Genomic DNA, 25,429 nt, shown 5'->3' on the forward strand with positions numbered 1-25,429 from the left:
TTTTTCTTACGTCTCCGGGCTTACCGCCGGCCTTGCTGCTGCTGTTTCAGCTTCATCAGCGCCGCGAAAGGACTGTCGGCCATCTTGGCCTCTTCCTCGCGCCGCTTGTCCTGCTCGCGCTTGCGTTTCGCCACGATGGCTTTCTGCGAGCGGATATACAGCGTCACCGTCTCGCCGCTTTCGGGGTCTTTCGCGCTCAGGGGCTTGTAGCCCAGCGCCCAAAGCAGGCGATGCAGTTCTTCCGCGCCGCAGCCCGCCAGGTTCATCCAGGCGGTATTGACCGGGAAGCTGCCCGGCGGGCCCAGGCGCTTCTTCGGCTTGGGTGTTTCCTGCCTCGCCGGCTCTGTCTGTGTGGTCTCCGCCACCGGTGCGGCGGCAGCCGTTTCGGCAGTCACCTCAACAGTGTCTGTTTGCGGCGCGGCCTCAATCACCGGCTCCGTCACGGATTCCGTCACGGGCTCCGTCATCGGCGGCTCTCCCGAAACAGGGGCCTCCGCTGAAACAGGCGCTTCCGCCTTCGCGGCCTGCACATCAGCCGGCTGCTGCTTCGCGTCCTTGGCTTCCTTCGCCTCCTGACGCGAGGTCTGTTCGGCCTGGCGCGCACCCTCGGCGATGCGCTGCACGACATCCAGGCGGAAGGCATGGCGTCCGGCGCGCAGGAAACCCGCCGCCAGCCACCAGCGGTCGTCGCGCCATTCCAGCACTGGCAGCGAGGTAAGGCCCGGCGTCGGCGGCGCTTCCGGCTCCTTGCCCTCATGCACCGCCCAGAGCAGCGTCTTAAGCTGCGTCGGCTTGGGTTTCAGCAATTTGGGCAGCAGGATATGCGTCTCGCCAAAGGTCACGCCCAGCTTGCGCAGGGGATGGCGCTCGGCCTGGCCCATGCCGCGCACCAGATCGGCGACATCCTCTCGCCTCAGCGCGCCGAGATTCTCGGCAAGCTGGAAGGCCACGCCGCGCGCGGCAAATTTCAGCTCGGCATCGCGCAGGCGGTAGAGATCGCCCAGATGCTGGCGCAGATAGCGCCGCAGCCAGTCGGACAGCTTGTCTTCCACCGCCTTGCGGCTCTCGGCCGGCAGCAGGTCGTCGGCCAGAAGCTGGATGCGCGGCTCCAGCATCTCCGCGCCCTTGGTCAGCACGGCCAGCGCCACGCTGTCCTTCTCTGGCGTGATCAGCAGGATGCCGCCTTCCGGCGACAGCGCGAAATGCTCATCGCTCAAGGCCAGAATATTGGCGGCATGTTCCTGCAGGGCAGGACCCAGCACGCGATTGGCGGCGGCGCGGATGGCACGGCGCTGCTCGACGCTGTCATGGCCCACCGGGCGGAAGCGCAGGCCGCGCACATGGCCGATGATCTCGCCTTCGACGGTCAGCGCATCGTCCTCGCCCAAAGTCACGTTCAGCAGATCGGGATTCTCAGCCAGGCCCCGGGTCAGCACGCTGGTGCGGCGGTCGACGAAACGCTGGGTCAGCCGCTCGTGCAGGGCATCCGACAAGCGGTCCTCGATGGCGCGGGTCTTGCCCTGCCATTCCTGCGCATTGTCCAGCCAGGCGCCGCGATTGGCGACATAGGTCCAGGTGCGGATCTGCGCCAGGCGCTGCGACAGGGTGTCGATATCGCCGTCGGTGCGGTCGATCTGCTTCAGATGCCCGGCCACCCAGTCGGTCGGCAGGCGGCCGTCATGGTCGCACAGATGCACATAGATCTGCGTCAGCATGCGCGCATGCACGTCATGCATGCTCTTCGAGAAATCCGGAATCTCGCAGACATGCCACAGCAGCTTGATGCGGTCGGGGCCGGTGGCGCGGCTTTGCACCGCGCCATCCTGCTTCAGGGCCTGCAGGGCGAGGATGTCGTCCGCCTCGCGGCCGCGGATCAGGCCCTCGCGCGGCGGCGGCATGTCCAGGGTGCGCAGCAGCGCGTCGATGGAGCGGAAATCAAGATCGGTGTTGCGCCAGCGCGCCTGGGTGATCGGATCGAAGCGGTGGTTTTCAATGCGCTCGATCAGTTCCGGCGTCAGCGGCGGACAATCGGCGGTCGTGCCAAAAGTGCCGTTGCGCAGATGCCGCCCGGCGCGGCCGGCGATCTGGCCCATCTCGGCCGGGGTCAGCAGGCGCACGGATACGCCGTCGAACTTGGTCACTTCGGCAAAGGCCAGATGCTCGATATCGAGGTTGAGGCCCATGCCGATGGCATCGGTTGCCACCATCACGTCGACATCGCGGTTCTGGAACAGCTCGACCTGCGCATTGCGGGCGCGGGGGCTCAGCGCGCCCAGCACCACGGCCGCGCCGCCGCGCTGGCGCCGCACCTGCTCGGCGATGGCATAGACGTCGCCAGCCGAGAACGCCACCACGGCCGAGCGTTTCGGCAGGCGCGACAGCTTCTTCGATCCGATATAGGACAGCGCCGACAGGCGCGGCCGGGCGATGAATTCCGCATTCGGTACCAGCTTGCGGATCAGGCCGCGCATGGTGTCGGCGCCAAGGAACATGGTCTCTTCCACGCCGCGCGCGTTCAAAAGGCGGTCCGTGAAGACATGGCCGCGCTCGGCATCGTTGCAGAGCTGGATCTCGTCCACCGCGAGGAAGTCGTAAGACCGGTCCAGCGGCATTGCTTCCACGGTGCAGACGAACCAGGTCGCGCCCTTAGGAAGGATCTTCTCTTCGCCGGTCACCAAGGCGACATGGCGCTCGCCCTTGATCTTCACCGCGCGGTCGTAGACCTCGCGCGCGAGCAGGCGCAGCGGCAAACCGATGATGCCGGTGCGATGCGCCAGCAGGCGTTCGACGGCGAGATGGGTCTTACCGGTATTGGTCGGGCCCAGAACGCACAGCACGCGGCCCTTCTCGGCGGTCTTGATCTCGGTCACTTAAACTGCCTTTGTCTGAATCGTCTTGGTGATATGGGCAATGGTGCAGAGCTGATCATTGATGCGCGCCTCGCATTCGCAGAAGGCGACATTTCTGCCCCGCCGCAGCATCCGGCCGATCAGGCCAACCCGGGCGCCGGCGGCGATGGGGCGCAGATGCTGCACATGGATATCGAGGGTCATGGCGGTTTCATCCTCCCGCATATGGCCCAGCATGGCCAGCAGGCCAGGCGGTTCCAGAAGGCCGTTGAGGATGCCGCCATGGATATAGCCGCCGGGAACCAGCAATCGTTCCTCGGCTGCAAAGGCCAGTTCGGCCCGGCCAGGCGCAAGCGTCACCAGTTCCAGCCCGGCCCAGCGATGGAAATCCACCGCGCGCAGCAGTTTCTCGGCAAAAGACTTGGCCCAGTCAGGCAGGCCCGGATCGATCTGGCCCCGGCTGGGTTGGGCGGCGGACATGGACGGAGGCTCCGTTTTGCCCGCCAGTATATAAGGCGGGCGGCAGGGGCCTCAACGCCTCCAGACCCTTTCGATAAATCTCACCGTCATCCCGGCCGGGCGGCGCTTCTTTTGCGTCGCGCGGGCCGGGATCTCATTTCCGGATGAACGACCGCGGTGACGGCTAGGGACTAGCGCTGCCGTGCACTGCCCAGGCTGCCGCCATCCAGTGCCACACTCTTGATCTGCGCATGTACGGCAAGGCCCGGCCGCAGGCCCAGCCGCTCGACCGACAGGCGGGTAATACGCGCCAGCAGGATGGCGCCGTTGCAATCGAGCCTGATCTCCACCTGCGGCCCGCCATCACCGGCCATCTCGGCGATCGTGCCGGGGAAGATGTTAAGCGCGCTGCTCTGCTGCGGCCGCTCCAGGCTCAAGGTTACGTCACGCGCGCGGATGCGCACACGCAGACGCTCGCCGATTGCGCGCGGCTGGCGCGGCACCAGGATTTCGCCGGCTGCGCAATGCAGAACGGTCAGGCCATAAGCCTCGTCATGCCGCGCCACCTGCGCGTCCAGCACCGCGCCTGCCTCGTAGCGGCCGGTGAGCGGAAACAGATCCAGCCGGCCGCTGAGTTCGGCAACGCTGCCGACCGCCTGCACCTTGCCGTCCGACAGCAGCACGACGGAATCGGCCAGCCTTGTCACCTCCGGAATCGCATGGCTGACATAAACGATGGGCAACCGCCACTCGTCGCGCAGCTTTTCCAGATAAGGCAGGATCTCTTCCTTGCGCGCAGCATCGAGCGAGGCCAGCGGCTCGTCCATCAGCAGCAGGTCGGGGCGCGAGAGCAGCGCGCGACCAATGGCGACGCGCTGCTTCTCACCCCCGGACAGATTGGCCGGCCGGCGCGGCAGCAGCGGCGCGATCCCAAGCAGATCGACCACATGATCGAAAGCGATCCTGTCCGCACGGTGGCGGGCGAAGAAGCGTCCGTACAGCAGGTTATGGCGCACATTGAGATGCGGAAACAGCCGCGCCTCCTGAAAGACATAGCCGATGCGACGGCGATGCGGCGCAACGAAGACACGCTGTTCTGTATCCACCAGCACGCGGCCGTCGATGCTGATGCGGCCCTGCTGCGGGCGCAGCAGGCCGGCGATCAGATTGATCAGGGTCGTCTTGCCGGTACCCGAGCGGCCGAACAGGGCCGTGATGCCCGGCTGGCACTTAAACTGCGCCTGCAGCGTGAAGCCGCCCAGACGATGATGGATGTCGACCGCCAGGCTCATGCCTGCGCCCGCTTCGCGATGCGCCGCGCCAGCAGCTCGGATGCAATCAGTGCTGCTGCCGCTATGGCAACCGAGATCGCCGTCAGCCGCAACGCCTGCGCATCGCCGCCGGGTACCTGCGTGAAGGCATAGATCGCGGTCGGCAGGGTCTGCGTCTCGCCGGGGATGTTGGACACGAAGGTGATCGTCGCGCCGAACTCGCCGAAGGCGCGGGCAAAGCCAAGCACGATCCCGACCAGGATGCCGGGCAGCATCAGCGGCAGCGTGACGGTGAGAAAGACGAAAACCGGCGCTGCGCCCAAAGTGCCGGCCGCTTCTTCCAGTTTTGCATCGACGGCTTCCAGAGACAGGCGGATCGCGCGCACCATCAGCGGAAAGCCCATCACCGCACAGGCCAGGGCCGCGCCGGTCCAGCGAAAGGCAAAGACGATCCCAAGATGCTCGGCCAGGAAGCCGCCCAGCAGGCCTTTACGCCCGAACAGCAGCAGCAGCAGATAGCCCGTCACCACCGGCGGCATCACCAGCGGCAGATGCACCAGCGTGTCCAGCGCCAGCTTGCCCGGAAAACGGCCCCGCGCCAGCAGCCAGGCAACAAGGATCGCCACCGGCAGGCTGCCGAGCGTGGCCACGCTCGCCACTTTGAGGCTGAGCAGGATCGCGGTGATTTCTTCCGGGGAGAGGGGGAGCATGTCTTATGTCATGTCGTCATGCCACGGCTGGCCGCATCACTCTGTCATGGCACGCTTCAGGCGTGCCATCCACGAGTTTGCTTTTGCTGCCACCGAAAAAGAACGCGTGGGTGCCAAGGCCAGGCCATGGCATGAGGAGGATAATGACGCATGGCGCATCTTGTCCTCTCAATTCACCGCCGCCTGCGGTGCCAGGAGAGTGAAGCCATGTTTCTCGAACACCGTCCTGCCTGCCGCGCTGCGTAAATGGCTCAGATAGGCCACGGCCTGGGGATGCTGCGATGCAGCCAGCACGGCCGCCGGATAAATGATCGGCGGATGCGTGTTTTCCGGGAAGCGATCGAGGATGCGCACGCTTTTCTCGGTCGCCGCATCGGTCTCATAGACGATGCCGGCCGGCGCTTCGCCGCGTGATACCAGCATCAGCGCCGCGCGCACGTTTTCTGCCTGCGCGATCCGCGCCTGCACGCTAGACCATAGATCAAGGCTTTCCAGCGCTGCCTTGCCGTATTTTCCGGCCGGCACGGCATTCACATCGGCCATCGCCAGCCGTCCGTCGCGGCCCAGAAGTTCGCTCAGCGCAAAGCCCGGTGCAATTGTCACCTGCGCCTTTGAGTCCGCCGGCGCGATCAGCACGATGCGGTTGCTCAGCAGCGATGTGCGGCTGCCGGCTTTCAGCAGGCTGCGCTTTTGCAGGTAATCCATCCAGTCGAGATCGGCAGAGAAAAAGATGTCCGCCGGCGCGCCAGCTTCGATCTGCCGCGCCAGCGCCGACGAGCCCGCGTAAGAGGCTTTCACGCCGCCTTTCCTTGTCGTCCAGCCCGCATTGATCTCGTCCAGCGCGGTCTTCAGGCTCGCCGCGGCAAAGATCAGCAGCTCCTGCGCCTGAACGGGCAGGGAAAGCACAAGACCCAGCAGCAGAACGGCAAGGCGCAAAAGGAATGCCATGGCGGCCTCCATGGATGCGGCATGAGGCGGTATCGTTATGACCTTTCGACTATAACGATGCCATCACGGCTGGCGCAATGGTGGAGCAGCAGCGGCCACGCCGCGCAACAGGCGGAATGTGACAAAAATCATCCCGCGGGCGGATTGGTGCAAATTTTACTTCTCCCCCTTCACCCTCCCGGCCTCCTTCTCCTGCCGGCGCGGAAGGGGGAGGCGGCGGCCGGCATCGTGTCGCTTTCCCATTGGCGGAAGAGGAAGAAATGGCAAGGAAAGCCGCATCATTCTTTTCCCATCTCCCGCTGGTGGGAGAGGCATATCGTGGCAGCAACGGGAGGGTGAGCGGATGCTTGGAGAGGGGAGTGTGTAAGGAGAGTGAGCTCCAGAAGAGCGAAACCCTCAACCCTTCCGCAGCTTGCCCTGCAACGCCTTCAGATCAGCGGCGCAGGCTTTTGCCGTCATCACCTGCATGCGGCGGAAGCGCTGCAGCACCTCTTTGCCCAGAGCGGTGAGCGCCGCGCCGCCGCCCGCCTTGCCGCCGCTTTCGCCCACCACCAGCGGCGCGGCAAAGCAGCGGTTCATCGTATCCACCAGCAGCCAGGCGCGTTTGTAGCTCATGCCGAGTCTGCGCCCGGCGGCCGAGATCGAGCCGGTTGCGGCAATGCCGTCCAAGAGATCCGCCTTGCCCGGCCCCATCGCGATCTCGCGGCCCAGCATCAGGCGCAGGCGCAGGCTGCCGCCGTCGCCGGCAGTGGTCTTGCTCTTCGATCCACCACTCTTGGTCGCAGCTTTCTTTGCTGCTGCGCGTCTGGATTTGCCGCTCTTCACCTCTGTCCCGCGCCCAGCCACACGCCCGGTCACATGCTGGTGTGAGATGTCACGTTTTTCTTTCATAGGTCGTGCTTGTCCCGCGGACCGGCCGTCGTATGTCACACGTCGTAGTCACCCTGTCACATGCGGCATCATGCCGGTCACCGGACCGGTTCTAGCATGGAGCCGCCCAATTTTTAACGCCGGTGAATGTCAGACATGGCGCTGCCGCACCGTAATGGGATGTCTTTTGCCGTGAAGCCGCGCTTCATGACGGCGGCCGTGCAGTGCGAAAAAGACTCACCGATTTCACACCGCGTCACGGTTTCACCCTACGTAACGAACTTACACCGCGTGTCCCCATTTAACCCGCTGCACCCAATTCACCACCAGCCAGCCTTACACCAGGAAGTTCGCGCCAATGACCTTGATCATGCCCTCCCCGGTGATGTCCATGCCGGTGGCGTCCGCCTTCTGGCGCCGCGTCGATCTGCCGGGCCACGATACCGCCCGGCTCGAGAAGATCGACGGCGTCGGCTGGTGCCTGACCGGCATGACCGTGTTCCGCCATCCCCAGGGCCCTGCCAGCCTGACCTATGTGGTCGATTGCGACCCGTCCTGGGAAATCGTGTCGGCGGCGGTCTATGGCATGATCGGCGCGCGCAACATCGAATTCCACGTCAATCGCTATGAAGGCATGTGGCTGCTCAACGAGATGCCCGTATCGGGGCTGGAGCATCTGTGTGATTTTGATCTCGGCTTCACGCCGGCCAGCTATCTGATGCTGCTCAAGCGCGCCGCGCCGCGGCTGCATGAGACGCGCACCCTGCCGGTGGCGCGGCTCGATATCGAAAGCGGCCAGCTCATCGAGGCGCCGCAGATTTTCACCCGCACCGGCACGATGGAAATCTGGCATGAATCGCCGCAGACCGGCTATGCCGCGCAGATCGATCTCGCGCCGGATGGTTTCGTGATGCGCTGTCCGGGCTTATGCGAGGCGGTCATCGCCATCTGAATGCCGGCGGCGCGACCACGTGGATTTCCGGCTTGATCTGAAGCCAGTCGCCATCCCACCAGCCGCCATCGGCGCGCTTCTGCCAGAACTGGCAGACGAAAATAGCGTTCGGTGCCCTGTCGGCTTGCGTGTGCGCAGCGCCATCCGGCGGACGGTACAGCGGCATCACCAGCCGGTAGGTCAGGCCGTTCACCACATTGCCTTCGTCATGGAACAGGCTGGCGGAATAAACCGGCCGTCTCTGATCGATGGCGACGCGGTTCAGCAGCATGACATAATCGCGATAGCCTTCCGGCAGCACCTCGTCCAGGAAATGTCCGGCCAGCCTGCGCCCCGCCGCATAGGTCACTGCTTCGCCCGCCAGGCGGAAGCGGTAGCGCAGGCCGCCATCGTCGCTGACGGCATCGCCGGCCCTATGACTGGCAACGCAATCCACCATCATGACGTTCGGCAGCAGGTCGGGGAAATCCAGCGGATCGATGGCGCTGCGCGGCGGCACGGCGCCGGGCGCGGGACAGCGCGCAAACCAGTACGCGGCCAGCTCGCGCAGCCGCGCATCGGGAATGGCGGCGATCTCGCAAGCGCCGACCTCCAGCGTGAAATGCGGCAGTCCCGCCGGTGCTTTCATCGCGGCTCATCCTCCCCGCAGCCAGAATAGGCTGGCGCGCCGCCGATGTCAGAGAGAATATCCGGACGTATCCATTTTATAATGCTGGGGAAAACGGCATCACGCAGGCGCTTCGCCGGTCACCACTGCGCCCGCCCGCGCATAGCGGTGAACGGCAACGCCGGTTCCAGAAACCTCTGCGCGCAAGAGTCGCCAAGCGCCGGGCGACCCGTCTTCGCCGAACAGCCGCTTTCCCGTCCCCAGCGTGATGGGAAAGATCATCACCTGCATTTCATCGACCAGATCGAGCCGGAACAGCGTCTTGAGGAAATCGGCCGATCCCTGCGTCAGCAGATCGGGGCCATCCTCGCTTCTCAGGGCCCGCACTGCGGCAATGGCATCCGCGCCGCGCGATGTATCGATCAGCGCATGGCTGTTCCGCCAGGCGAGCTTAAGCTTCGGATTGCGGCTCGCCACATATTTGCGCGTGCGGTTGAACGGCCCGCCGATCGGATGATCCTCTGCCGCCTTCGGCCAGTAGGCTGCGAAGATGTCGTAAGTCCTGCGCCCCAGCAGCAGCTCGAAAGGCTGCGCGAACAGTGACATGACTGCCGCCTGCGTCACGGCATCGGAATAGGGCCAGACCCAGCCGCCCAGCGAAAACCCGCTGCTTGTATCTTCCTTCGCGCCGCCCGGTGCCTGCATGACGCCATCCAGACTGACGAAAGCGGCTGCAATCACCTTGCGCATCTCTCACCTCTCATGCTGCGGGCTGCTGCTGTCTGGAAGACGGATGAGGGCGGCACGGGCCGACAGGCGCGACCGAAATTTTTGCAAACACCGCAGCTTTACAGCATAGCCGCTTTCATGTTGCCCGCATGCACCGGCTGCATCCGCTGCCCGCGCAGGGCCTGCGCCAGATGCTCGGCCATCATATCAGTCAGCGCCGAGCAGCCCGCCGCGCGATGCAGACGGATTTCTGCACCCGGCAAAGGCGGCAGCAGCCCCTCGGGCAGGATGCGCAGGCCGGGCGTCACCATGCTGCTTTTCACCACCGTCACCGCCAGGCCCTGCCGCACGATGGCCTCGACGGCGGCAAGGCTGGGGCTGACATAGGCGAGCCGCCAGGGCCTTCCGGCTTCATCCAGCGCCTGCGTCGCCCATTGGCGGAACAGGCAGTCCGGCGTCGAGAGCGCAAGCGGCAGCGGCGCGCGCTCTTCCGGCCGGTGGCCGGCGCTTGCCACCCAGACCGCCTTCTCGCGGCAGATCAGGTCGCCGTCATGGCTGCCTTCCGGATGCATCGCGATCACCGCATCGAAGGTCTTGCCGATCTGTTTGAGCATCAGCGCGGTCAGCCCCGTCTGCATGTCGATCTGCACCAGCGGGAAGCGCTCCGCCGCATCGGCCAGCAGTTTCGGCAGCAGCCTGGTGCCGTAATCCTCCATCACGCCAAGCCGCACGCGGCCGGCCATCTGCCGGCCTGTGAGTTTCGCCAGCACCTGCTCGTTGACCGACAGGATGCGCTTGGCATCGGCCAGGAAGTCTTCGCCCGCCGCCGTCAGTTCGACGCGCGCGGTCGAGCGGCGGAACAGCGGCACGCCCAGACGCTCCTCCAGGCGGCGGACCTGCAGGCTCACCGCAGCCTGGGTGCGGTTGAGCTGCTCGGCCGCGCGGGTGAAGGACAGCCGCTCGGCCACGGCGACGAAGGCCTGCAGCAGTTCCGGATCGAGAAGCGGCGCACTCATAATGTGATCTTATGAGCTTCATCAGGATTATTCGATTCATTTGTGAAGGCCGCCTCTCTAGCCTGCTTCCGTAACGGGTTCCGGTCCCGTTACAGGCGCGGCGCGACATGAAAGGCGAAAGGCGGCATGCAGGCTTGGGGTGTTCTGGCGGCAATCCTCTCCTCAGGCCTGGGCGGCACGGCGGTCGGTGCGACGCGTTATCTCGCGGCCAGCCTCGATCCCGTCACCATCGGCCTGCTGCGCTTCGGCGGCGGCGTGCTGGTGCTGGCGCCTTTCGCCTTGCTGGGCCGCGAACCCTGGCCGCCGCGGCGCGACTGGCTCGGCATCGCGGCGCTGGGCCTTTTGTTCTTTGGCCTGTTTCCGGTGCTGTTCAATGCCTCCCTCAGCTACACCACGGCGGCGCGCGGCGCGCTGGCGCTCTCCACCTTGCCTTTGCTCACCATGGCAGCGGGCGCGCTGCTGCGGGTGGAGCCGCCGACGGCGCGCAAGCTTATCGGCGTGCTGATCGCCATTGCCGGCGTGGCGCTGGCGCTGAATGCCAGCCTGGATATCGCGCCGCCTGATGCCTGGCGCGGCGACGTGCTGATGATCGCCGCTGCTTTGTGCATGGCGCTTTATAACGTGTGGTCGCGCCCCTTCATTGCGCGCTCAGGCCTGATCGTCTTCACCGTCTTTGGCATGGCGGTGGGCGCGGCTGCTCTGGCTTTGCTGGTGCTGCTGACGGATGGGCCAGCCATCGGCTTTGCACGCTTGGCCGCATTGCCACCGGTACAATGGGCGGCGGTGGCCTATCTCGCCGCCATCTGCGGCGCGCTGATCTTCTTTTTGTGGGCCTATGCGCTGGACCGGGCTGCCCCGACGCTCGTTGTGGTCTCGGTGGCCGTCAACCCGGTGACGGCGTCGATCATCGGGCTTCTGCTGCTCGATGAGCCCATCGGCGCCGATCTCATGCTGGGCCTTGCGGCAGTGCTGCTCGGAATTGCGGTGGCGTCTGGTGCGAGATTGACGGGGCTTTCCGTGCTGCGGCGGTGATGCCCTCCGTCTTTGAAAGGCGGATAACAACCGCGCAGAGCGATAGGCAGTTGAGCAAAAACACCGAGTATGGTGGGCCAATTTTTGGCCGATAACGGGGTGTGCGCGTCGATCTTCGGGCATTTGTGCCACATATGTTCTTAAACAGGCTCGAACTGAACTCGAACGGGACCAAACCAGCCGCCAATCGATCCCGCCGAATAAGGCCCGGCGATGAGTTTGCTGGAAGACAGTTATATATAGGGTGACTGTAATAGAGTGGCCGCCGGCCGCGCTGGCGGGTTGAGCAGGCAGGCCGAACAGGCCAGTTGAACAGGATCGGGACGGCAAATTGACACTGCTTCATTCGCCGTCATACTCAATGCTGCACCGCAAGAGAATGTGACCAGACCCGGTGCAGGGCGGATACGACAATGACCGAGAAGTCGAAGACTGAACAGATTTCCTTCCCCGAAGCCTGGGCCAAGCTCGCCCAGAAGGAGCTCGGCGACAAGCCGCTCTCGGAGCTTCTGTGGGAAACGCCCGAAGGCATCACGGTCAAGCCGCTTTACACCGCAGCCGATCTGGAAGGGCTGGAAACGCTCGGCTCGCTGCCAGGCTTTGAACCCTTCACCCGCGGCGTGCGCGCCACCATGTATGCCAACCGGCCCTGGACGATCCGCCAGTATGCCGGCTTCTCCACGGCAGAAGAATCCAACGCCTTCTACCGCAAGAATCTTGCCGCCGGCCAGCAGGGCGTCTCGGTCGCCTTCGACCTCGCCACGCATCGTGGCTACGATTCCGATCATCCGCGCGTCGTCGGCGATGTCGGCAAGGCCGGCGTTGCCATCGATTCCGTCGAGGACATGAAGATCCTCTTCGACGGCATTCCGCTGGACAAGATGAGCGTATCGATGACCATGAACGGTGCCGTGCTGCCGGTCATGGCCTCCTATATCGTCGCCGCGGAAGAGCAGGGTGTGAGACCGGAGCAGCTTTCGGGCACGATCCAGAACGACATCCTGAAAGAGTTCATGGTCCGGAACACCTATATCTATCCGCCGGGCCCCAGCATGCGCATCGTGTCGGACATCATCGCCTACACGGCGCAGCACATGCCGAAATTCAACTCCATCTCGATCTCCGGCTACCATATGCAGGAAGCCGGCGCGACCGCGGTACAGGAGCTGGCGTTTACGCTCGCCGACGGCCTCGAATATGTCCGCACTGCGATCAACAGCGGCATGGATGTCGATGCGTTTGCCGGCCGCCTGTCCTTCTTCTTCGCCATCGGCATGAACTTCTTCATGGAGATCGCCAAGCTGCGTGCAGCGCGCTTTTTGTGGGCGCGCATCATGAAGCAGTTCAATCCGAAGAAGCCGGGCTCGCTGATGCTGCGCACGCATTGCCAGACGTCCGGCGTGTCGCTCACCGAGCAGGACCCCTATAACAACGTCGTGCGCACCGCGATCGAGGCGATGGCGGCCGTGCTTGGCGGCACGCAGTCGCTGCATACCAATGCGCTGGACGAGGCGATTGCGCTGCCCAGCGAATTCTCCGCGCGCATCGCCCGTAACACACAGCTCATCATCCAGGAAGAGACCTATGTCACCAAGGTCGTCGATCCGCTGGCGGGCTCCTACTATGTCGAGGCGCTGACCCATGCGCTTGCCACCCATGCCTGGGCGCTGATCCAGGAAGTCGAAGCGATGGGCGGCATGACCAAGGCGGTCGAAAGCGGCATGCCGAAGCTGCGCATCGAAGAAGCGGCAGCGCGGCGCCAGGCGCGCGTGGACCGCGGCGAGGATGTCATCGTCGGCGTCAACAAATACCGCCCGGCCAAGCAGGACATCCCGGAAATTCTCGAAGTCGACAATACCCGCGTGCGCGAGCAGCAGATTGCGCGGCTCAACAAGATCCGCGCCACCCGCGACAAGGCGAAGGCCGAGGCCGCGATCAAGGCGCTGGAGGAAGGCGCGCGCGGCAATGCAAACCTGCTGGCGCTCTGCGTTGAAGCTGCGCGGGCGCGGGTCACGGTGGGCGAGATGTCCGATGCGATGGAGCGCGTGTTCACCCGCCATCAGGCCACCATCCGCTCGATCAACGGTGTCTATGGCGCGGCCTATGCGAATGACGAGGGCTTCATGAACATCCAGAAGGAGATCGAGGCCTTCGCCGCCGAGGAAGGCCGCCGTCCGCGCATGCTGGTCGTCAAGCTCGGCCAGGACGGCCATGACCGCGGCGCGAAGGTGATTGCCACCGCCTTTGCCGATCTCGGCTTCGACGTCGATGTCGGCCCGCTGTTCCAGACGCCGGAAGAAGCCGCCAAAGACGCCATCGACAACGACGTGCATGTGGTTGGCGTCTCCAGCCAGGCGGCGGGCCACAAGACGCTGGTGCCGGAGCTGATCAAGGCTTTACGCGAGCGTGGCGCGGGCGACATTCTGGTGATCACCGGCGGCGTCATTCCGCCGCAGGATTACGATTTCCTCAAGGCCGCCGGGGTGGCCGGCATCTACGGCCCGGGCACCAACATCCCGAAGGCTGCGGCCGAAATCCTCGCCATGATCCGCCAGCAGCATAAGGCCGCGGCGGAATAAGGCCGGAGTTAAGAGGCCGAGTAAACGGCGGGTTTCTGCTCCCTCTCCCGCTGGCGGGAGAGACTGGGGGTGAGGGCGGCAAGGCCGCCCCGCTAATAGGTGTTGAACACCCGCAACAGGCGGCCCATATTAGAGCCATGATCCGCGCGCGCCATCTCGCCCTGTTTTGCCGCGCCAGCCGCCTCCACGCAGGCGCCTGGGCCCCGGACGTGCGCGGCTTTTCGCCTGCATGACGCCCGGGGCTCGAACCCGGGACCGTTAAAAGGCCCCATTTTCAAGCAAAACCTGATTTAGCGGCGCATTCCTTTGAGGAATGGCGTCGCATTATCCCATGGAGACCGTCATGCCATTCATCAATCCGCGTCCGCCGATCATGATGACCGAGCCCGACAGCGAGAAGCTGCTGCAGCTCGCCGCCCAGCTTCGCCACCGCCAGCCCCATGTCGCCGACATGCTGGAGGATGAGGTCGAGCGCGCCACCATCCTGCCGCCCACCGATGTGCCGGGCGATGTGGTGACGATGCGCAGCCATGTCGTCTTCGGCTACGCCCATAACCAGCGCAGCCACTGGCTGACGCTCGTCTATCCGGGGGAAGCCGATCTCGACATGGCGAAGATCTCGGTCGCCACCCCGGTCGGTGCCGCGCTGATCGGCCTGCGCGAGGGCCAGAGCATCGGCTGGCGCATGGCCAGCGGCGAGGAGCGCCGCATCACCGTGCATAAGGTCGCCTACCAGCCCGAGCGTGCCGGGCGCTACGATCTGTAAGCCCGGCGGCGCTTCAATCCGGTTACGCCGCCATGCGGGGCTGCGTTTCGGTGCGGAAGAAGCTGACGAGTTCGGCCAGTCGCTTTGCCTGATCCGACAGCGCCTGGGCCGAAGCCGAGGTTTCTTCTGCCATCGCGCCGTTGCGCTGCGTGACCTCGTCCATCTGCGCCACCGCCTCGTTGACCTCCTCCAGGCCGCGCGCCTGCTCGCCCGAGGCGGCCGCAATCTCGGCGACGATGTCGAACACCTTCTTGATCGCGGTGATGATCTCGTCCAGCGACTTGCCGGTCTGCTGGACGAGATCCGCACCGGTCTTCACCTGAGAATTCGACTCCGTGATCAGCGTCTTGATCTCCTTCGACGCATTGGCCGAGCGCTGCGCCAGTGCGCGCACCTCCTGAGCGACGACGGCAAAGCCCTTGCCCGCTTCGCCCGCGCGCGCGGCTTCCACCGAGGCATTGAGCGCCAGCAGGTTTGTCTGGAAGGCGATCTCATCGATCAGCCCGACAATGTCGCCGATCCTGCGCGCGCTTTCCTCGATCTGCGTCATGGCCGCCACTGCGTCGCTCACGACGCTGCCGCCCTGCTGCGCGGCGTCGCGCGCCACGGTCGCCAGGTGATTGGCGGCCTGGGCGTTGTCGGCATTCTGCTTCACCGTGGTGGTGATCTGCTGCATCGCCGCCGCGGTCTGCTCCAGGCTGGAGGCCTGGCTCTCGGTGCGCTGCGCGAGCTCGTGGCTGCCGGACGAGATCTCGGCGGAGGCATCGCGCACGGCAACTGCGGTGGATGACAGGATCGCGGCCAGTTCGCGCAGCGTGTGGATCGTCGAATTCACATTCTGCTTCAGTTCGCCGAACAGGCCGTGGAAATCCTCCTGGATCTCATGCGTCAGATCGCCCTTTGCCAGCGCGGCGACGGACGATGCCACCGCGCGGGTGCAGCGCTCTGTCGTATCCACCAGCGAATTGATGCCCTTTGCAAGCTGCTCCATGAAGCCCTGCTTGCCTTCCAGCGACAGGCGCCGCGAGAAATCGCCCGCCGCGCCCGCCTCGACAATCTTTGCCACTTCCCGCTCGATCGCGAGCTGCTCGGTGACATCGGTCCATTCCACCGAGCTGCCGACCCGCTCGCCCTGCTTGTTGTAGGCCGGGCTGACCACCAGATCGAAGCTGCGACCGCCCAGCGTGATGCGGGCGCGGTGCGGCGCCGAAAGATTTTTCAGCATATCGCGCTGATGCTGCGGATGCTTGTGGAACCGATCGATATTCGTCCCGACGATGCGGGCGGCATCGAAGCCCGGCATTTCGCGGCGCAGTTCCGCTTCCAGCCGGTTGAACAGTTCGGTGGCCGATTTGTTGCAGAAGACGATACAGCCGTCATTGTCGGCCATCATGATGCTGGACGTAACGTTGATCAGCGCGCTTTCCGCCTGCGCCGCGATGACCGTCACCTTCTGCAATTCGATCGCGGCACTGGCGATCTCGCCGATCTCGTCGCGACGCCCGCTGCCTTCGATGACGACATCGCTCGCGCCGGCAGCAATCCGTTTGATCGCCTGCGCCAGCCGCGCCAGAGGCGGGGCGATATCGCGGGTGATCATGAAGGCGATGCCAATCGCCAGCAGGATGCCGGCCACCAGCAAAGCGAGCAGGATGCGGTTCATCTCCACGATATTCGCCAGCGCAGCGGCGCTGCTTTTCAAAAGCGCTTTCTGCTGCTCGGCGCGCAGGCCATCCCCATGATTGGCGCCGCGGAGGATCGTCTGCAGCTGCCGCACCAGCGGCAGCGCTTCGCCGCGCAGCAGCGCCGTCGCCTGTTCGCGTTCGCCGCGGCCGGCAGCCTCCTCAACCTTGTCCTGCACCTGGTGCAGCCGCGTCAGCAGTGGCTTGATCTCCGCCCAGCGTGCGGCGGTGTCGCCGCCGTTCTTCTGCTCAGCCAGCAGCTGGTCGACCTGCCCGGTCACCTTGTCCAGCGCAGCCCAGGCGGCTGCGCGCTCCTGGCGCAGTTGCGGATCATTGGTCAGCATGAAGCCGCGCAGCGCGGCCAGCGAGCCGTTCAGATCGGCCGAGACCTCCATCGTCGCCAAGGTCAAGGGCAGGTGCAGCCTTGAGATGGCGTCGACATCCTGCTCGATTTTACGGGATTCCCACAAAGCGACGCCGACGGCGATAGCCAGGATTATACATACGGCGCCAAACCCGGCAGCCAGCCGGGCACCAGTCTTCCAGCTCTTCATCAACGCCCTTCCCCCTGTTTGTTTCTAGCGTAACTTGCAAAGCTGGAGCGGTAAATCGTGCTTTTTTATCCGGCCTGGGAAATCTTTCTCCTAGGAATCATTTGGCGTGTAGAAGCGGCACTTCTATCGACCGACTCGCGAAAAACCGCATACTGACGGACGGATGAGCATGGCTCTGCTCATTCCGCTGCCAGCGAAAGATAGGGCTTCGAGCTGCGCGAATCGGCGATTGTGAAGAAGCCAACCAGCTCGGCCATCTGGCGCGCCTGATCCGCCAGCGCCTGTGCCGAGGCCGAAGTCTCTTCCACCAGGGCGCCGTTGCGCTGGGTCATCTCGTCCATGCTGGCGACGGCGGTATTGATCTGCTCCAGGCCGGTCGCCTGCTCGCGGCTGGCGGTGGCGATCTCCGCCACCAGATCCGAGACCTGCGCAATGCCGGCGACGATCTCGCCCAGCGCCTCGCCTGCGCGCTGCACCAGTCCGGCGCCATCCAGCACCTGGGCGCTGGACTGCTGGATCAGCGCCTTGATGTCCTTCGAGGCATTGGCGGAACGCTGCGCCAGCGCACGCACTTCCTGGGCGACGACAGCGAACCCCTTGCCCGCTTCGCCCGCCCGCGCGGCTTCAACGCTTGCATTCAAGGCCAGAAGGTTGGTCTGGAAGGCGATCTCGTCGATCAGGCCGACGATGTCGCCGATCTTCTGTGCGCTGTTTTCGATGGCGGCCATCGCCGTCACTGCTTCGCCGACGATCTGGCCGCCCTGTTCGGCAGCGCTGCGCGCCGAGGCCGCGAGCCGGCTGGCGGACTGCGCATTGTCGGCATTCTGCTTCACCGTGGTGGTGATCTCATGCATCGAGGCGGCCGTCTCTTCGATGGAAGCGGCCTGGCTTTCGGTGCGCTGCGCCAGATCCAGGCTGCCTACCGAAATCTCGTTGGCGGCATCGCGCACAGTATGTGCGCTGGTTCCCAGCCGGGCCGCGATGGCAGTCAGCTGCGCGGCCATTTCATTGGCGCTGTCCTTCAGCGCCGCAAAAACACCGCGATAATTGCCGCGCACCTGCCGGGTGAGATCGCCGCGGCTCATCGCCTGCATGTTGTCGGCCAGTTCGCTGGTGATGCCCTGCAGGCTGGCGGCAAGCTGGTTCAGCCGCTGGCTCAGGGTCAGCAGGAAGCCCTCCTTGCCGTCTTCGCTCAGGCGGCTGGCAAGATCGCCATCCGCGATCTGCTCGCACAGCGCGGCGATCTCGGCGGCAGCCTTGGCCTCGCGCTCCTCGCGCAAGCGCCGGGCTTCGTCGGCTGCCTGCCGCTCGCGCTCGGCCGCGGCCTCCAGGCGGCGCTTCTCATGCGCATTTTCCTTGAAGACTTCCACGGCCTTGGCCATGGCGCCCAGTTCGTCCCGCCGCGTCTGCGCCGGCACTTCGACTTCGATCTCACCGGCAGCCAGGCGGCGCATCACAGCGGTCAGCGCCAATAGCGGACGCGTCGTCGAGCGCAGGAACAGCCAGCCCGTCACACCGGTCGCCAGCAGCAGGACGGCGATTACGGCAGCAGCCAGCATCACCTGGCGCCGGGCGCCGGCATGCAGGGCTGCGGCCTGCTGGGCCAGGTCGCGCGCCAGTGCCTCTTCGACGACGCGCAGACCATCGATATAGCCGGTCATGACGGCGAACCAGCGCGGCCCCGCGACATTACCGGTATCGCCGGTATAGCCGCTGTCATAGGCGATCTGGCGCAGACTGGTGGCTTCGGCCACGCGCGGATCGTTGCGCCATTGCTGCAGCAGGGCGACCTGATCGGGCCGGGCCTGCTGGGCGATGTCGTCCAGATACTGCTCCTGCAGCGCGCCGAGGGAGACGAAGCGGCGATGCAGGGGCGGTACGAATTTCCCGGCTGCAAATGCGCCGGCGCCCAGACCACGTTCCTGGCCGGCCAGTTCCTTGGCCAGCAGCGCAGCGTAATAGGCATTGGCGGCGCGGGCGATGCGGGAATCGCGCTGCGCGTCCATGCCCTCGCGGATTTCCTTGAGCTCCGCCGAGATGATGCCGGTATAGAAGCTGAACGACTCAGAGGGCGGGACGGACAGGCTGTCGATACGCCGGCGCATCGACCCCAGTTGCTCCGCCATTGCGATGTCGTTGCCGACGGCGCGGTCGGTTGCCTCGCGCTGGGTCTGCAGCTCCGTACGGAACTGCTTGCCGCCGCTATTGAGGAACAGCGCGCTGCTGCCGCGCTCCTTCTGCAACTCGTGAACGAGGATGCCGGATTGCTCAGCGGCTTCTGCTGCAGCCAGCACCTGGCCCGCCTCGCGCTGCACCGCCAGCCGCGCTTCGATCATGACGGCGGCGAAACCCAGCAGCGCCAAGCTTGGAATCATTAAAGCAATGAGGATGCGATTACGAATGGAATGCAACATGACGAGCTCCGACATCAACAATCGAAGCTTCTTCCAATACGCACTGGATGACTTCGATCTAAATCAACTCTACGTTCGTAGAGGTTCAGGGTTTTTGATTAGCGTCAAATGTCGTCGATAGCGCTGTCATCCGTCCTGAATTGGCGGACGATGTTGCCGTCCATCGGCAACGCGATGATTGCTCACGCGGCAATTGTGACGATGCTGCAAAGGTTTGCAGTGATGTTGATTGATCAGGCGGCAGCGTGCCAATTGCCTGTTTTGAACGCAGAAAGCATGCAGGAATAGCCATCGCTGCATGTTTCGCCGCGTAATCCGGAAACCGGGTTATCAAAATTTAATGCGCCCCTGGAACGCGCAAGCCAGGACGCGGGCATCACTCCAAGACGCGGACATCACTCCAAGACAGGCATTACCAAGGAGCGCCGAAGCAGAGCTTTGCAGTCTTCGTCTGGCCTGCAAGGCGAAGCGCATGGCCGGGATGCCGTAAATCCGATATGATTTTCAGCAAGAATCCCAGCAAAGCTTCCCCGTACCGAAGCCCGATCGCAACCGATATCTCACGGGACCTGTCATGCCGCCATTTGCTGTCACGCCATTATACGCCGCGCTCTGCGCCATACTGCTGGTTGTGCTGTCGCTGCGGGTCGCGCGGCTGCGCAACAAACTGCAAGTGGCGCTCGGCGATGGCGGTGAGCGGGTGTTGCAGAAGGCGATCCGCGCGCAGGGCAACTTCGTCGAATACGTGCCGCTGGCGCTGCTGCTGCTCTTCCTGCTGGAATTAAGCCGTCAGGCGCCAGTCTGGGCTCTGCATGCTCTGGGCCTCTGCCTGCTGCTTGGCCGCATCCTGCATGCGATTGGCCTGTCCACTTCGGCCGGGCTGACTTTCGGCCGCGTCGTCGGCATAACGCTGACCATTGCCATGATGCTGATCACGGCGATCTGGCTGCTTGCCGTCGCACTGGGCCGGATGGCGATGTGAGTGCCGCAGGCTCTAGCCCGGCCGCGCATCCTTCCAGTTCACGGTGTAAAGGTCGAAGCGCCGGTCCTTCAGATTGCGCACCGTGCCGGCCTGACGCGCCGCCGCAAGATTGTCGAGCTGCAGATCGGCAATCGCCACCATCTCCACATTAGGCGTGGTGTCGGCGGCGATGCCGTCGCGGGCAAACGAAAAGTCGCATGGCGTCAGCACGCAGCTCTGGGCATACTGGATATCCATATTCTCGACATTCGGCAGATTGCCGACATTGCCGGCCATCGCCACATAGCACTGGTTCTCCACCGCACGGGCCTGAGCGGAGTAGCGCACGCGCAGATAGCTCTGCCGCTCGTCCGTGCAGAAGGGGATGAACAGGATCTGCGCGCCCTGGTCGACCAGATGCCGCGCGGTTTCCGGGAATTCCGCATCATAGCAGATCGTCACGCCGATCAGACCGCAATCGGTGGGGATGGCATTCATCGTGCTGCCGCCGGTGATGTTCCACCAGTAGCGCTCGTTCGGCGTGGGGTGCAGCTTGCGCTGCTCGTGGATCGCGCCATCGCGCAGGCAGACATAGCAGGTGTTGTAGACCTGTCCGTCGCTGCTGTCGCGATGGGGATGGCTGCCGCCAATGATGTTGATGTTGTAGCTGACGGCCAGTTCGCTGAACAAAGCCTTGATCTGCTCGGTATAGGCCGTCAGTGCAGCAACCGCTTCGGCCGGCGGCACCTGGCGGTTCTCGATCGAAAGAAGCTGCAGGGTGAAGAGTTCGGGAAAGACGACGAAATCGGCTTTGTAATCGGCGACCGCATCGACGAAATATTCCACCTGCCGCGCGAATTCCTCGAACGAGGCCACGGCGCGCTGCTGATACTGCACGCAGGCGACCCGCACCAGGCTGAGGCGCGGCAGGGCCGGCGCGGCGACCAGAGGGCCTTCTTCGACGACTTGCGGGTTGCGCCACAGCATATGGGTGGCATAGCCGCGCGATTCATGATCGGAGCCGAGATAGCCGCGCAGCAGGCCGACAGGTTCGAAGCCGTTGCGCAGCTGGAAATTCATCACCGGATCGCGCAGCCGGCCTTCGCGCACCAGTTCGACATAGCGCTCGGGCGAGCCGACCTGCGTCCAGCGCCGGTTCAGTCCCGGCAGTCGGCCGCCGAAGACGATGCCTTTCAGATGCAGGCGCTGGCAGAGCTGCTTGCGCGCATTGTAGAGCCGCTGGCCGATACGCAGGCCCCGGTATTGGGGATCGACGCAGACCTCCATGCCATAGAGATACTCGCCCGCCGGATCGTGGCGCGAGGCATAGCCGCGGCCGGTAATCGTCTCCCAGTCATGCGGCTTGAGCGCGAGATCCTCCGAGATGCGGAACGTGGCGCAATAGCCGACGATGACATCCTCATAGACGGCGACGAACTGCCCCTCGGGGAAATGATGCTGATGGCCGCGCAATTGCGCCTCGGAATAGGCGCCGTCGCTGCCGAGCGCGGCATAGGCCCGTGCGGTCAGCGCGCGGATTGCCGGAATGTCGCCATGCGTGGCGTTGCGCAATACCAGCTTCGCCCGGGCAGCGCCTTTGGTCCTGTCTTTCTGATCTGCGATCGCTTCTGCCATGGCGGCCTCGCTGTTTCTGTGTTTTCGAGCTGCCGGAAGAAAACGCGCCACGCGCCCGTGCGTCGCAAACCTGTGCCGTCGCAAACATGCGGACAGAGCCGAAAAGAGATGGCGGCGCGGGACAGGCGCAGTGAAAGGCGCTGTGAAAGGACGCGGAGAGGAGGTGGGCCGCTCGGCAGGTCCCGGGGGGAGGGGAAGACCGAGCGGCCCGAACAGGCCTGCTGACTGGATGCCTGTTTAAGTTAGGCAACTATACGCAGCCAAAAGGGGCGGAATTGAGGCAGCCAGCTTAACCGTGCTCGATTTCGCAGAACTGTAACAATCGTAAATAACTGAGTTGATTGACTATTTTCCTGAGCCTCCGATAAAGTCCCCAGCCATGAGCGAAACGCCCGCCATGCTGCGCCTGGGCCTTGCGGCCGATGGCCTGCGGCAGGCCCGGCGTCATCCCCTCCTGGTTGCGCAGCAGCGGCCGCGCCGCAGCGAACAGATTCTGCGCCTCTTGGGCGATCCGGCGCGGCCGAACTGGCTTTGCCTGAGCGTGGAAGAGGGTGCTTCCGTCCGCCGCGAGGTGCTGCCGACCGGCGCCGCAGCAAACGAGCCGGCCGAGGCCGCGCTGCAACTGCTGGCCGAAGGCCGCGCCGACATCGCGACGGTTCAGGTGGAATACGATGGCTATGCCCTGGAGGTGCAGTTCGTCGCGGTGCGGCTGCAACACCGCAAGTCAGAGGCGGGTTTTGAGGAAATCGCATTACGGGCTCAGGATGGCGGTGCGGCGCCGCTGAGCGCGCTGGCGGCCGCGCTTGCGCGCGATCTGCCGGTGCAATGGCATGGCACTTTGCCGCTGCTGGCCGCGGCTTCGGACCTGGATCTCTATCGGCCCGCGCCGCAGCGCGCGGGGCAAGTTGCCTTTGCGATGCCAGAAGATCCAACAGCCAGCGCGGCCTTCGCCGCTGTCGCCCGGCATTGCCTGGCACAGTTCGATGCCAATCTGCTGCCGGTGCTGCGCAATCAGGATATCGAAGGCGTGCATCAGATGCGCGTGGCCTTGCGGCGTCTGCGCTCTGCGCTGGATGTCTTCGCGCCAATCCTGCCGGACAAGATGGTCGCGCCGTTGCTGGAGGATCTGCGCTGGCTCAATGCGCCGCTGGGGCGCAAGCGCGATCTGGACGTTTTCCTGTCGGAGACGCTTGCTCCGCTTGGCCGCGCGGATTCCGCCGCCAGGGGGCTGAAGGATCTCACCACGGTGATCGAAGACCGCCGGCAGGCGGCGCAGCAGGCGCTGGATTTTGCGCTGCGCTCGTCGCGCTGCGCTGCCTGGCGGCTGCAATTCGCCGCCTGCCTCGACAGCCTGGAGCAGCGGATCGCCGAAACCGGCGACGAGGATCTGCAGGCCCGGGCCAGCCTGCCTGCCGCGCGCTTTGCGGCCAGCGTGCTGCAACACCGGCGCAAGAAGGTGAAGAAACTCGGCAAGCGGCATGAAAGCCTGGATACCGAGGCGCTGCACCGGCTGCGCATCCGCACCAAGAAGCTGCGCTATGCGGCGGAATTCTTCCGCCCGCTTTTTGCGCGCAAGCAGACGCGTAAATTCCTTGCCGCCCTGGCCGAACTGCAGGATTGCCTCGGCGCGCTGAACGACGCTGCGGTCGGCGCCGAGCTGACGCGCGACGTGCTCGGCCCGCCGGACCGGGATCCGGCGGCAGCCGCCATCATCGCCTGGTTCGCCGGACGGCAGGAACTGCAGCTTGGCCATCTGGGCGAGGCCTGGGAGGCCTTTACCGAAACCAAACCCTTCTGGAAGGATGAGCTGGAAGACTAGGCCGGCTCAGCGGCGCGGCTGGCGCAGGCTCAACACCATGCAGATGATCCAGCCGAGCAAGGTCCAGCCGGTGGCGGCATTGGCCAGCAGGATTTTCTGCCGCCAGGGATGGGCCCGCCGCCAGGCCAGCAGGCTGGGCAGAAAGTATACGGTCGCCACCAACAGCAGGCCGACCAAGGTTGGAAATCCGGCACCCATGGGCGCAGCTTAAGCGGATGGCCTGGTTTTGTAAGCCCCCTGGTTTTGTAAGCCCTTGGCTGGCAAAGCATTGGCTGGGGCCGGGAAATGGGTATAGTCCGGCCATCTGGCGTTTTAGGCAGGGAAACAGGGTCATGTCGCTCCACACCAAGCTCGTCACCGTGTTCGGCGGTTCCGGCTTCGTCGGCCGCTACGTGGTCAAGCGCCTGGTGCAGCAAGGCGCCCGGGTCCGGGTGGCGATCCGCCGTCCCGATGAGGGACTGTTCCTCAAGCCGATGGGCGCGGTCGGCCAGATCGATATCGTGCAGGCGAATGTGCGGGTGCCGCGTTCGGTGCAGTCGGCGCTGACCGGCGCCGATGCGGTGATCAATCTGGTCGGCATCCTCTATGAGCGCGGCCCGCAGAAATTCAGCACCGTCGTCGGCCGTGGCGCCGAGATCGTCGCGCTCTGCGCCAAGGAAGCCGGCATTCAGCATATGGTTCAGGTTTCGGCCATCGGCGCCGATGCGGAAAGCCGCTCGGGCTATGCCAAGGCCAAGGCGGCCGGCGAGGCCGGTGTGCGCCGCCATATGCCGCAGGCCGCCATTATCCGTCCCTCGGTGATCTTCGGGCCCGAGGATGACTTCTTCAACCGCTTCGCCCGCCTGGCCGGCATTTCGCCGGTCCTGCCGCTGGTCGATGGCGGCCACACCAGGATGCAGCCGGTCTATGTGGGCGATGTGGCGGAAGCCATCGTGCGCGCGCTGTTCGATCCCGCCGCTGCCGGCCAGACCTATGAGATCGGCGGCCCGAAGGTCTACAGCTTCAAGGAGCTGATGGAGCTGACGCTGGCCGAGATCAAGAAGAAGCGCCTGCTGCTGCCGGTCCCCGGCGCGCTGCTCAAGCCTGCTGCCTTGCTGATGGAATTGCAGCCGCTTTTCGCGCCGCCGATCACGCGCGATCAGATCGAGCTGCTGAAGTCGGACAACGTGGTCAGCGCCGGCGCGAAGACCCTGGCCGATCTTGGCATCGATCATCCGGTGCCGGTTGAGGGCATCATCGAAAGCTATCTCTACCACTATCGCCGCGGCGGCGGCCGCTTCCAGCCGCGCTTCAGCTAATCACCTAATGCGCAACGAAAATAGTTTTGATAGAATTTTTCGAAATGAGCGAGCAAACGCCACCAAACTAGCGGCGTGAGAAAAGTTATCCTTTCCTCTCCACCCCGGACGAGGAAATACCGGACGACCAAGCCATTATTGCGGCCCTGCGGGCCAAGAGCGACAGCCATTTCACTGAGCTGGCGGAACGCGATCGCAAGCGCGAGGAACTCCAACAAGATCTCCGGCCTGCACAAGGCATTGCGTAGCCTGGATGGTCGCTTCAACGGCCCCACGGA

The 25,429-nt window shown here is 64.6% G+C and carries 22 protein-coding genes; 8 read left to right on the top strand and 14 right to left on the bottom strand.

Annotated elements, in window-relative coordinates; translation table 11 throughout:
- Positions 1–20: 20 nt before the first annotated feature.
- The 6 genes from Q0603_RS18345 to Q0603_RS18370 form a co-directional block, all read right to left on the bottom strand.
- The gene (locus tag Q0603_RS18345) at positions 21–2,870 is read right to left on the bottom strand and encodes a helicase-related protein (RefSeq protein ID WP_298728432.1); all 2,850 of its coding nucleotides are present in this window, start codon (positions 2,868–2,870) and stop codon (positions 21–23) included.
- Positions 2,871–3,329 (bottom strand): PaaI family thioesterase, encoded by a 459-nt coding sequence (locus tag Q0603_RS18350; RefSeq protein ID WP_298728434.1) that lies wholly within the window; start codon positions 3,327–3,329, stop codon positions 2,871–2,873. It lies immediately after the preceding gene.
- 170 nt (positions 3,330–3,499) lie between these two features.
- Positions 3,500–4,600, bottom strand: a complete 1,101-nt coding sequence (modC, locus tag Q0603_RS18355) for a molybdenum ABC transporter ATP-binding protein (protein WP_298728436.1) — start codon at positions 4,598–4,600, stop codon at positions 3,500–3,502.
- The gene (gene modB, locus Q0603_RS18360; protein WP_298728438.1) at positions 4,597–5,289 is read right to left on the bottom strand and encodes a molybdate ABC transporter permease subunit; all 693 of its coding nucleotides are present in this window, start codon (positions 5,287–5,289) and stop codon (positions 4,597–4,599) included. The genes modC and modB overlap by 4 nt, the downstream gene beginning before the upstream one ends.
- Before the next feature lie 168 nt (positions 5,290–5,457).
- Positions 5,458–6,237, bottom strand: a complete 780-nt coding sequence (modA, locus tag Q0603_RS18365) for a molybdate ABC transporter substrate-binding protein (protein ID WP_298728439.1) — start codon at positions 6,235–6,237, stop codon at positions 5,458–5,460.
- Between the two features lie 396 nt (positions 6,238–6,633).
- On the bottom strand, positions 6,634–7,128 hold the full coding sequence (locus Q0603_RS18370) for a LysR family transcriptional regulator (protein ID WP_298728441.1): 495 nt from the start codon (positions 7,126–7,128) through the stop codon (positions 6,634–6,636).
- A 337-nt stretch (positions 7,129–7,465) separates the two neighbouring features.
- Here Q0603_RS18370 and Q0603_RS18375 point away from each other — a divergent pair, with 337 nt between their 5' ends.
- Positions 7,466–8,059 carry a putative glycolipid-binding domain-containing protein gene (locus tag Q0603_RS18375; protein ID WP_298728443.1) on the top strand — a complete coding sequence of 198 codons (594 nt, stop codon included), beginning with the start codon at positions 7,466–7,468 and terminating at the stop codon, positions 8,057–8,059.
- Here Q0603_RS18375 and Q0603_RS18380 read toward each other — a convergent pair.
- The 3 genes from Q0603_RS18380 to Q0603_RS18390 all read right to left on the bottom strand — a co-directional run bounded on the left by Q0603_RS18380 (position 8,046) and on the right by Q0603_RS18390 (position 10,411).
- Entirely contained in the window at positions 8,046–8,687 is a 642-nt protein-coding gene (locus tag Q0603_RS18380; protein WP_298728445.1) for a PAS domain-containing protein, read from the bottom strand. The genes Q0603_RS18375 and Q0603_RS18380 overlap by 14 nt on opposite strands.
- Positions 8,688–8,786: 99 nt before the next feature.
- Positions 8,787–9,416 (bottom strand): dihydrofolate reductase family protein, encoded by a 630-nt coding sequence (locus tag Q0603_RS18385; protein WP_298728447.1) that lies wholly within the window; start codon positions 9,414–9,416, stop codon positions 8,787–8,789.
- Between the two features lie 98 nt (positions 9,417–9,514).
- Complete coding sequence (locus Q0603_RS18390) at positions 9,515–10,411, bottom strand: LysR substrate-binding domain-containing protein (protein ID WP_298728449.1); 897 nt, start codon at positions 10,409–10,411, stop codon at positions 9,515–9,517.
- Positions 10,412–10,537: 126 nt separating this feature from the next.
- Here Q0603_RS18390 and Q0603_RS18395 point away from each other — a divergent pair, with 126 nt between their 5' ends.
- The 3 genes from Q0603_RS18395 (at position 10,538) to rnk (ending at position 14,788) form a co-directional block, all read left to right on the top strand.
- Positions 10,538–11,443 carry a DMT family transporter gene (locus tag Q0603_RS18395; protein WP_298728451.1) on the top strand — a complete coding sequence of 302 codons (906 nt, stop codon included), beginning with the start codon at positions 10,538–10,540 and terminating at the stop codon, positions 11,441–11,443.
- A gap of 413 nt (positions 11,444–11,856) precedes the next feature.
- Positions 11,857–14,022 (top strand): methylmalonyl-CoA mutase, encoded by a 2,166-nt coding sequence (gene scpA, locus Q0603_RS18400; protein WP_298728454.1) that lies wholly within the window; start codon positions 11,857–11,859, stop codon positions 14,020–14,022.
- Positions 14,023–14,365: 343 nt separating this feature from the next.
- Positions 14,366–14,788 carry a nucleoside diphosphate kinase regulator gene (gene rnk, locus Q0603_RS18405; RefSeq protein WP_298728455.1) on the top strand — a complete coding sequence of 141 codons (423 nt, stop codon included), beginning with the start codon at positions 14,366–14,368 and terminating at the stop codon, positions 14,786–14,788.
- Positions 14,789–14,810: 22 nt separating this feature from the next.
- Here the strand turns inward: rnk and Q0603_RS18410 are convergent, their stop codons facing one another.
- Together Q0603_RS18410 and Q0603_RS18415 are read right to left on the bottom strand one after the other, a co-directional pair.
- Positions 14,811–17,024, bottom strand: coding sequence for a methyl-accepting chemotaxis protein (locus Q0603_RS18410; RefSeq protein WP_298728457.1), 2,214 nt, complete (start codon positions 17,022–17,024; stop codon positions 14,811–14,813).
- 179 nt (positions 17,025–17,203) lie between these two features.
- Positions 17,204–19,438 (bottom strand): nitrate- and nitrite sensing domain-containing protein, encoded by a 2,235-nt coding sequence (locus Q0603_RS18415; protein ID WP_298728459.1) that lies wholly within the window; start codon positions 19,436–19,438, stop codon positions 17,204–17,206.
- 150 nt (positions 19,439–19,588) lie between these two features.
- Between Q0603_RS18415 and Q0603_RS18420 the strand changes: the two genes are divergently transcribed.
- Complete coding sequence (locus Q0603_RS18420; protein ID WP_298728460.1) at positions 19,589–19,726, top strand: hypothetical protein; 138 nt, start codon at positions 19,589–19,591, stop codon at positions 19,724–19,726.
- Positions 19,727–20,012: 286 nt separating this feature from the next.
- Entirely contained in the window at positions 20,013–20,420 is a 408-nt protein-coding gene (locus tag Q0603_RS18425; RefSeq protein ID WP_298728462.1) for an MAPEG family protein, read from the top strand.
- A gap of 12 nt (positions 20,421–20,432) precedes the next feature.
- On the opposite strand, the gene Q0603_RS18430 is transcribed toward Q0603_RS18425, so the two are convergent.
- Complete coding sequence (locus tag Q0603_RS18430) at positions 20,433–22,034, bottom strand: carbon-nitrogen hydrolase family protein (protein ID WP_298728464.1); 1,602 nt, start codon at positions 22,032–22,034, stop codon at positions 20,433–20,435.
- A 379-nt stretch (positions 22,035–22,413) separates the two neighbouring features.
- On the opposite strand from Q0603_RS18430, the gene Q0603_RS18435 reads away from it, so the two are divergent.
- A complete protein-coding gene (locus Q0603_RS18435; RefSeq protein WP_298728466.1) occupies positions 22,414–23,853 on the top strand; it encodes a CHAD domain-containing protein in 1,440 nt (479 codons plus the stop codon).
- Positions 23,854–23,859: 6 nt separating this feature from the next.
- Here Q0603_RS18435 and Q0603_RS18440 read toward each other — a convergent pair whose 3' ends face one another.
- Positions 23,860–24,051: a superinfection immunity protein gene (locus tag Q0603_RS18440; protein WP_298728468.1), complete on the bottom strand. Its 192-nt coding sequence runs from the start codon at positions 24,049–24,051 to the stop codon at positions 23,860–23,862.
- Positions 24,052–24,185: 134 nt separating this feature from the next.
- Here Q0603_RS18440 and Q0603_RS18445 point away from each other — a divergent pair, with 134 nt between their 5' ends.
- Positions 24,186–25,151 carry a complex I NDUFA9 subunit family protein gene (locus Q0603_RS18445; RefSeq protein ID WP_298728470.1) on the top strand — a complete coding sequence of 322 codons (966 nt, stop codon included), beginning with the start codon at positions 24,186–24,188 and terminating at the stop codon, positions 25,149–25,151.
- On the opposite strand, the gene Q0603_RS18450 is transcribed toward Q0603_RS18445, so the two are convergent.
- Positions 25,148–25,366: a hypothetical protein gene (locus Q0603_RS18450; RefSeq protein ID WP_298728472.1), complete on the bottom strand. Its 219-nt coding sequence runs from the start codon at positions 25,364–25,366 to the stop codon at positions 25,148–25,150. The genes Q0603_RS18445 and Q0603_RS18450 overlap by 4 nt on opposite strands.
- Positions 25,367–25,429: the final 63 nt, after the last annotated feature.

It is taken from the genome of uncultured Ferrovibrio sp. (genome assembly GCF_937960835.1).
Taxonomy (GTDB): domain Bacteria; phylum Pseudomonadota; class Alphaproteobacteria; order Ferrovibrionales; family Ferrovibrionaceae; genus Ferrovibrio.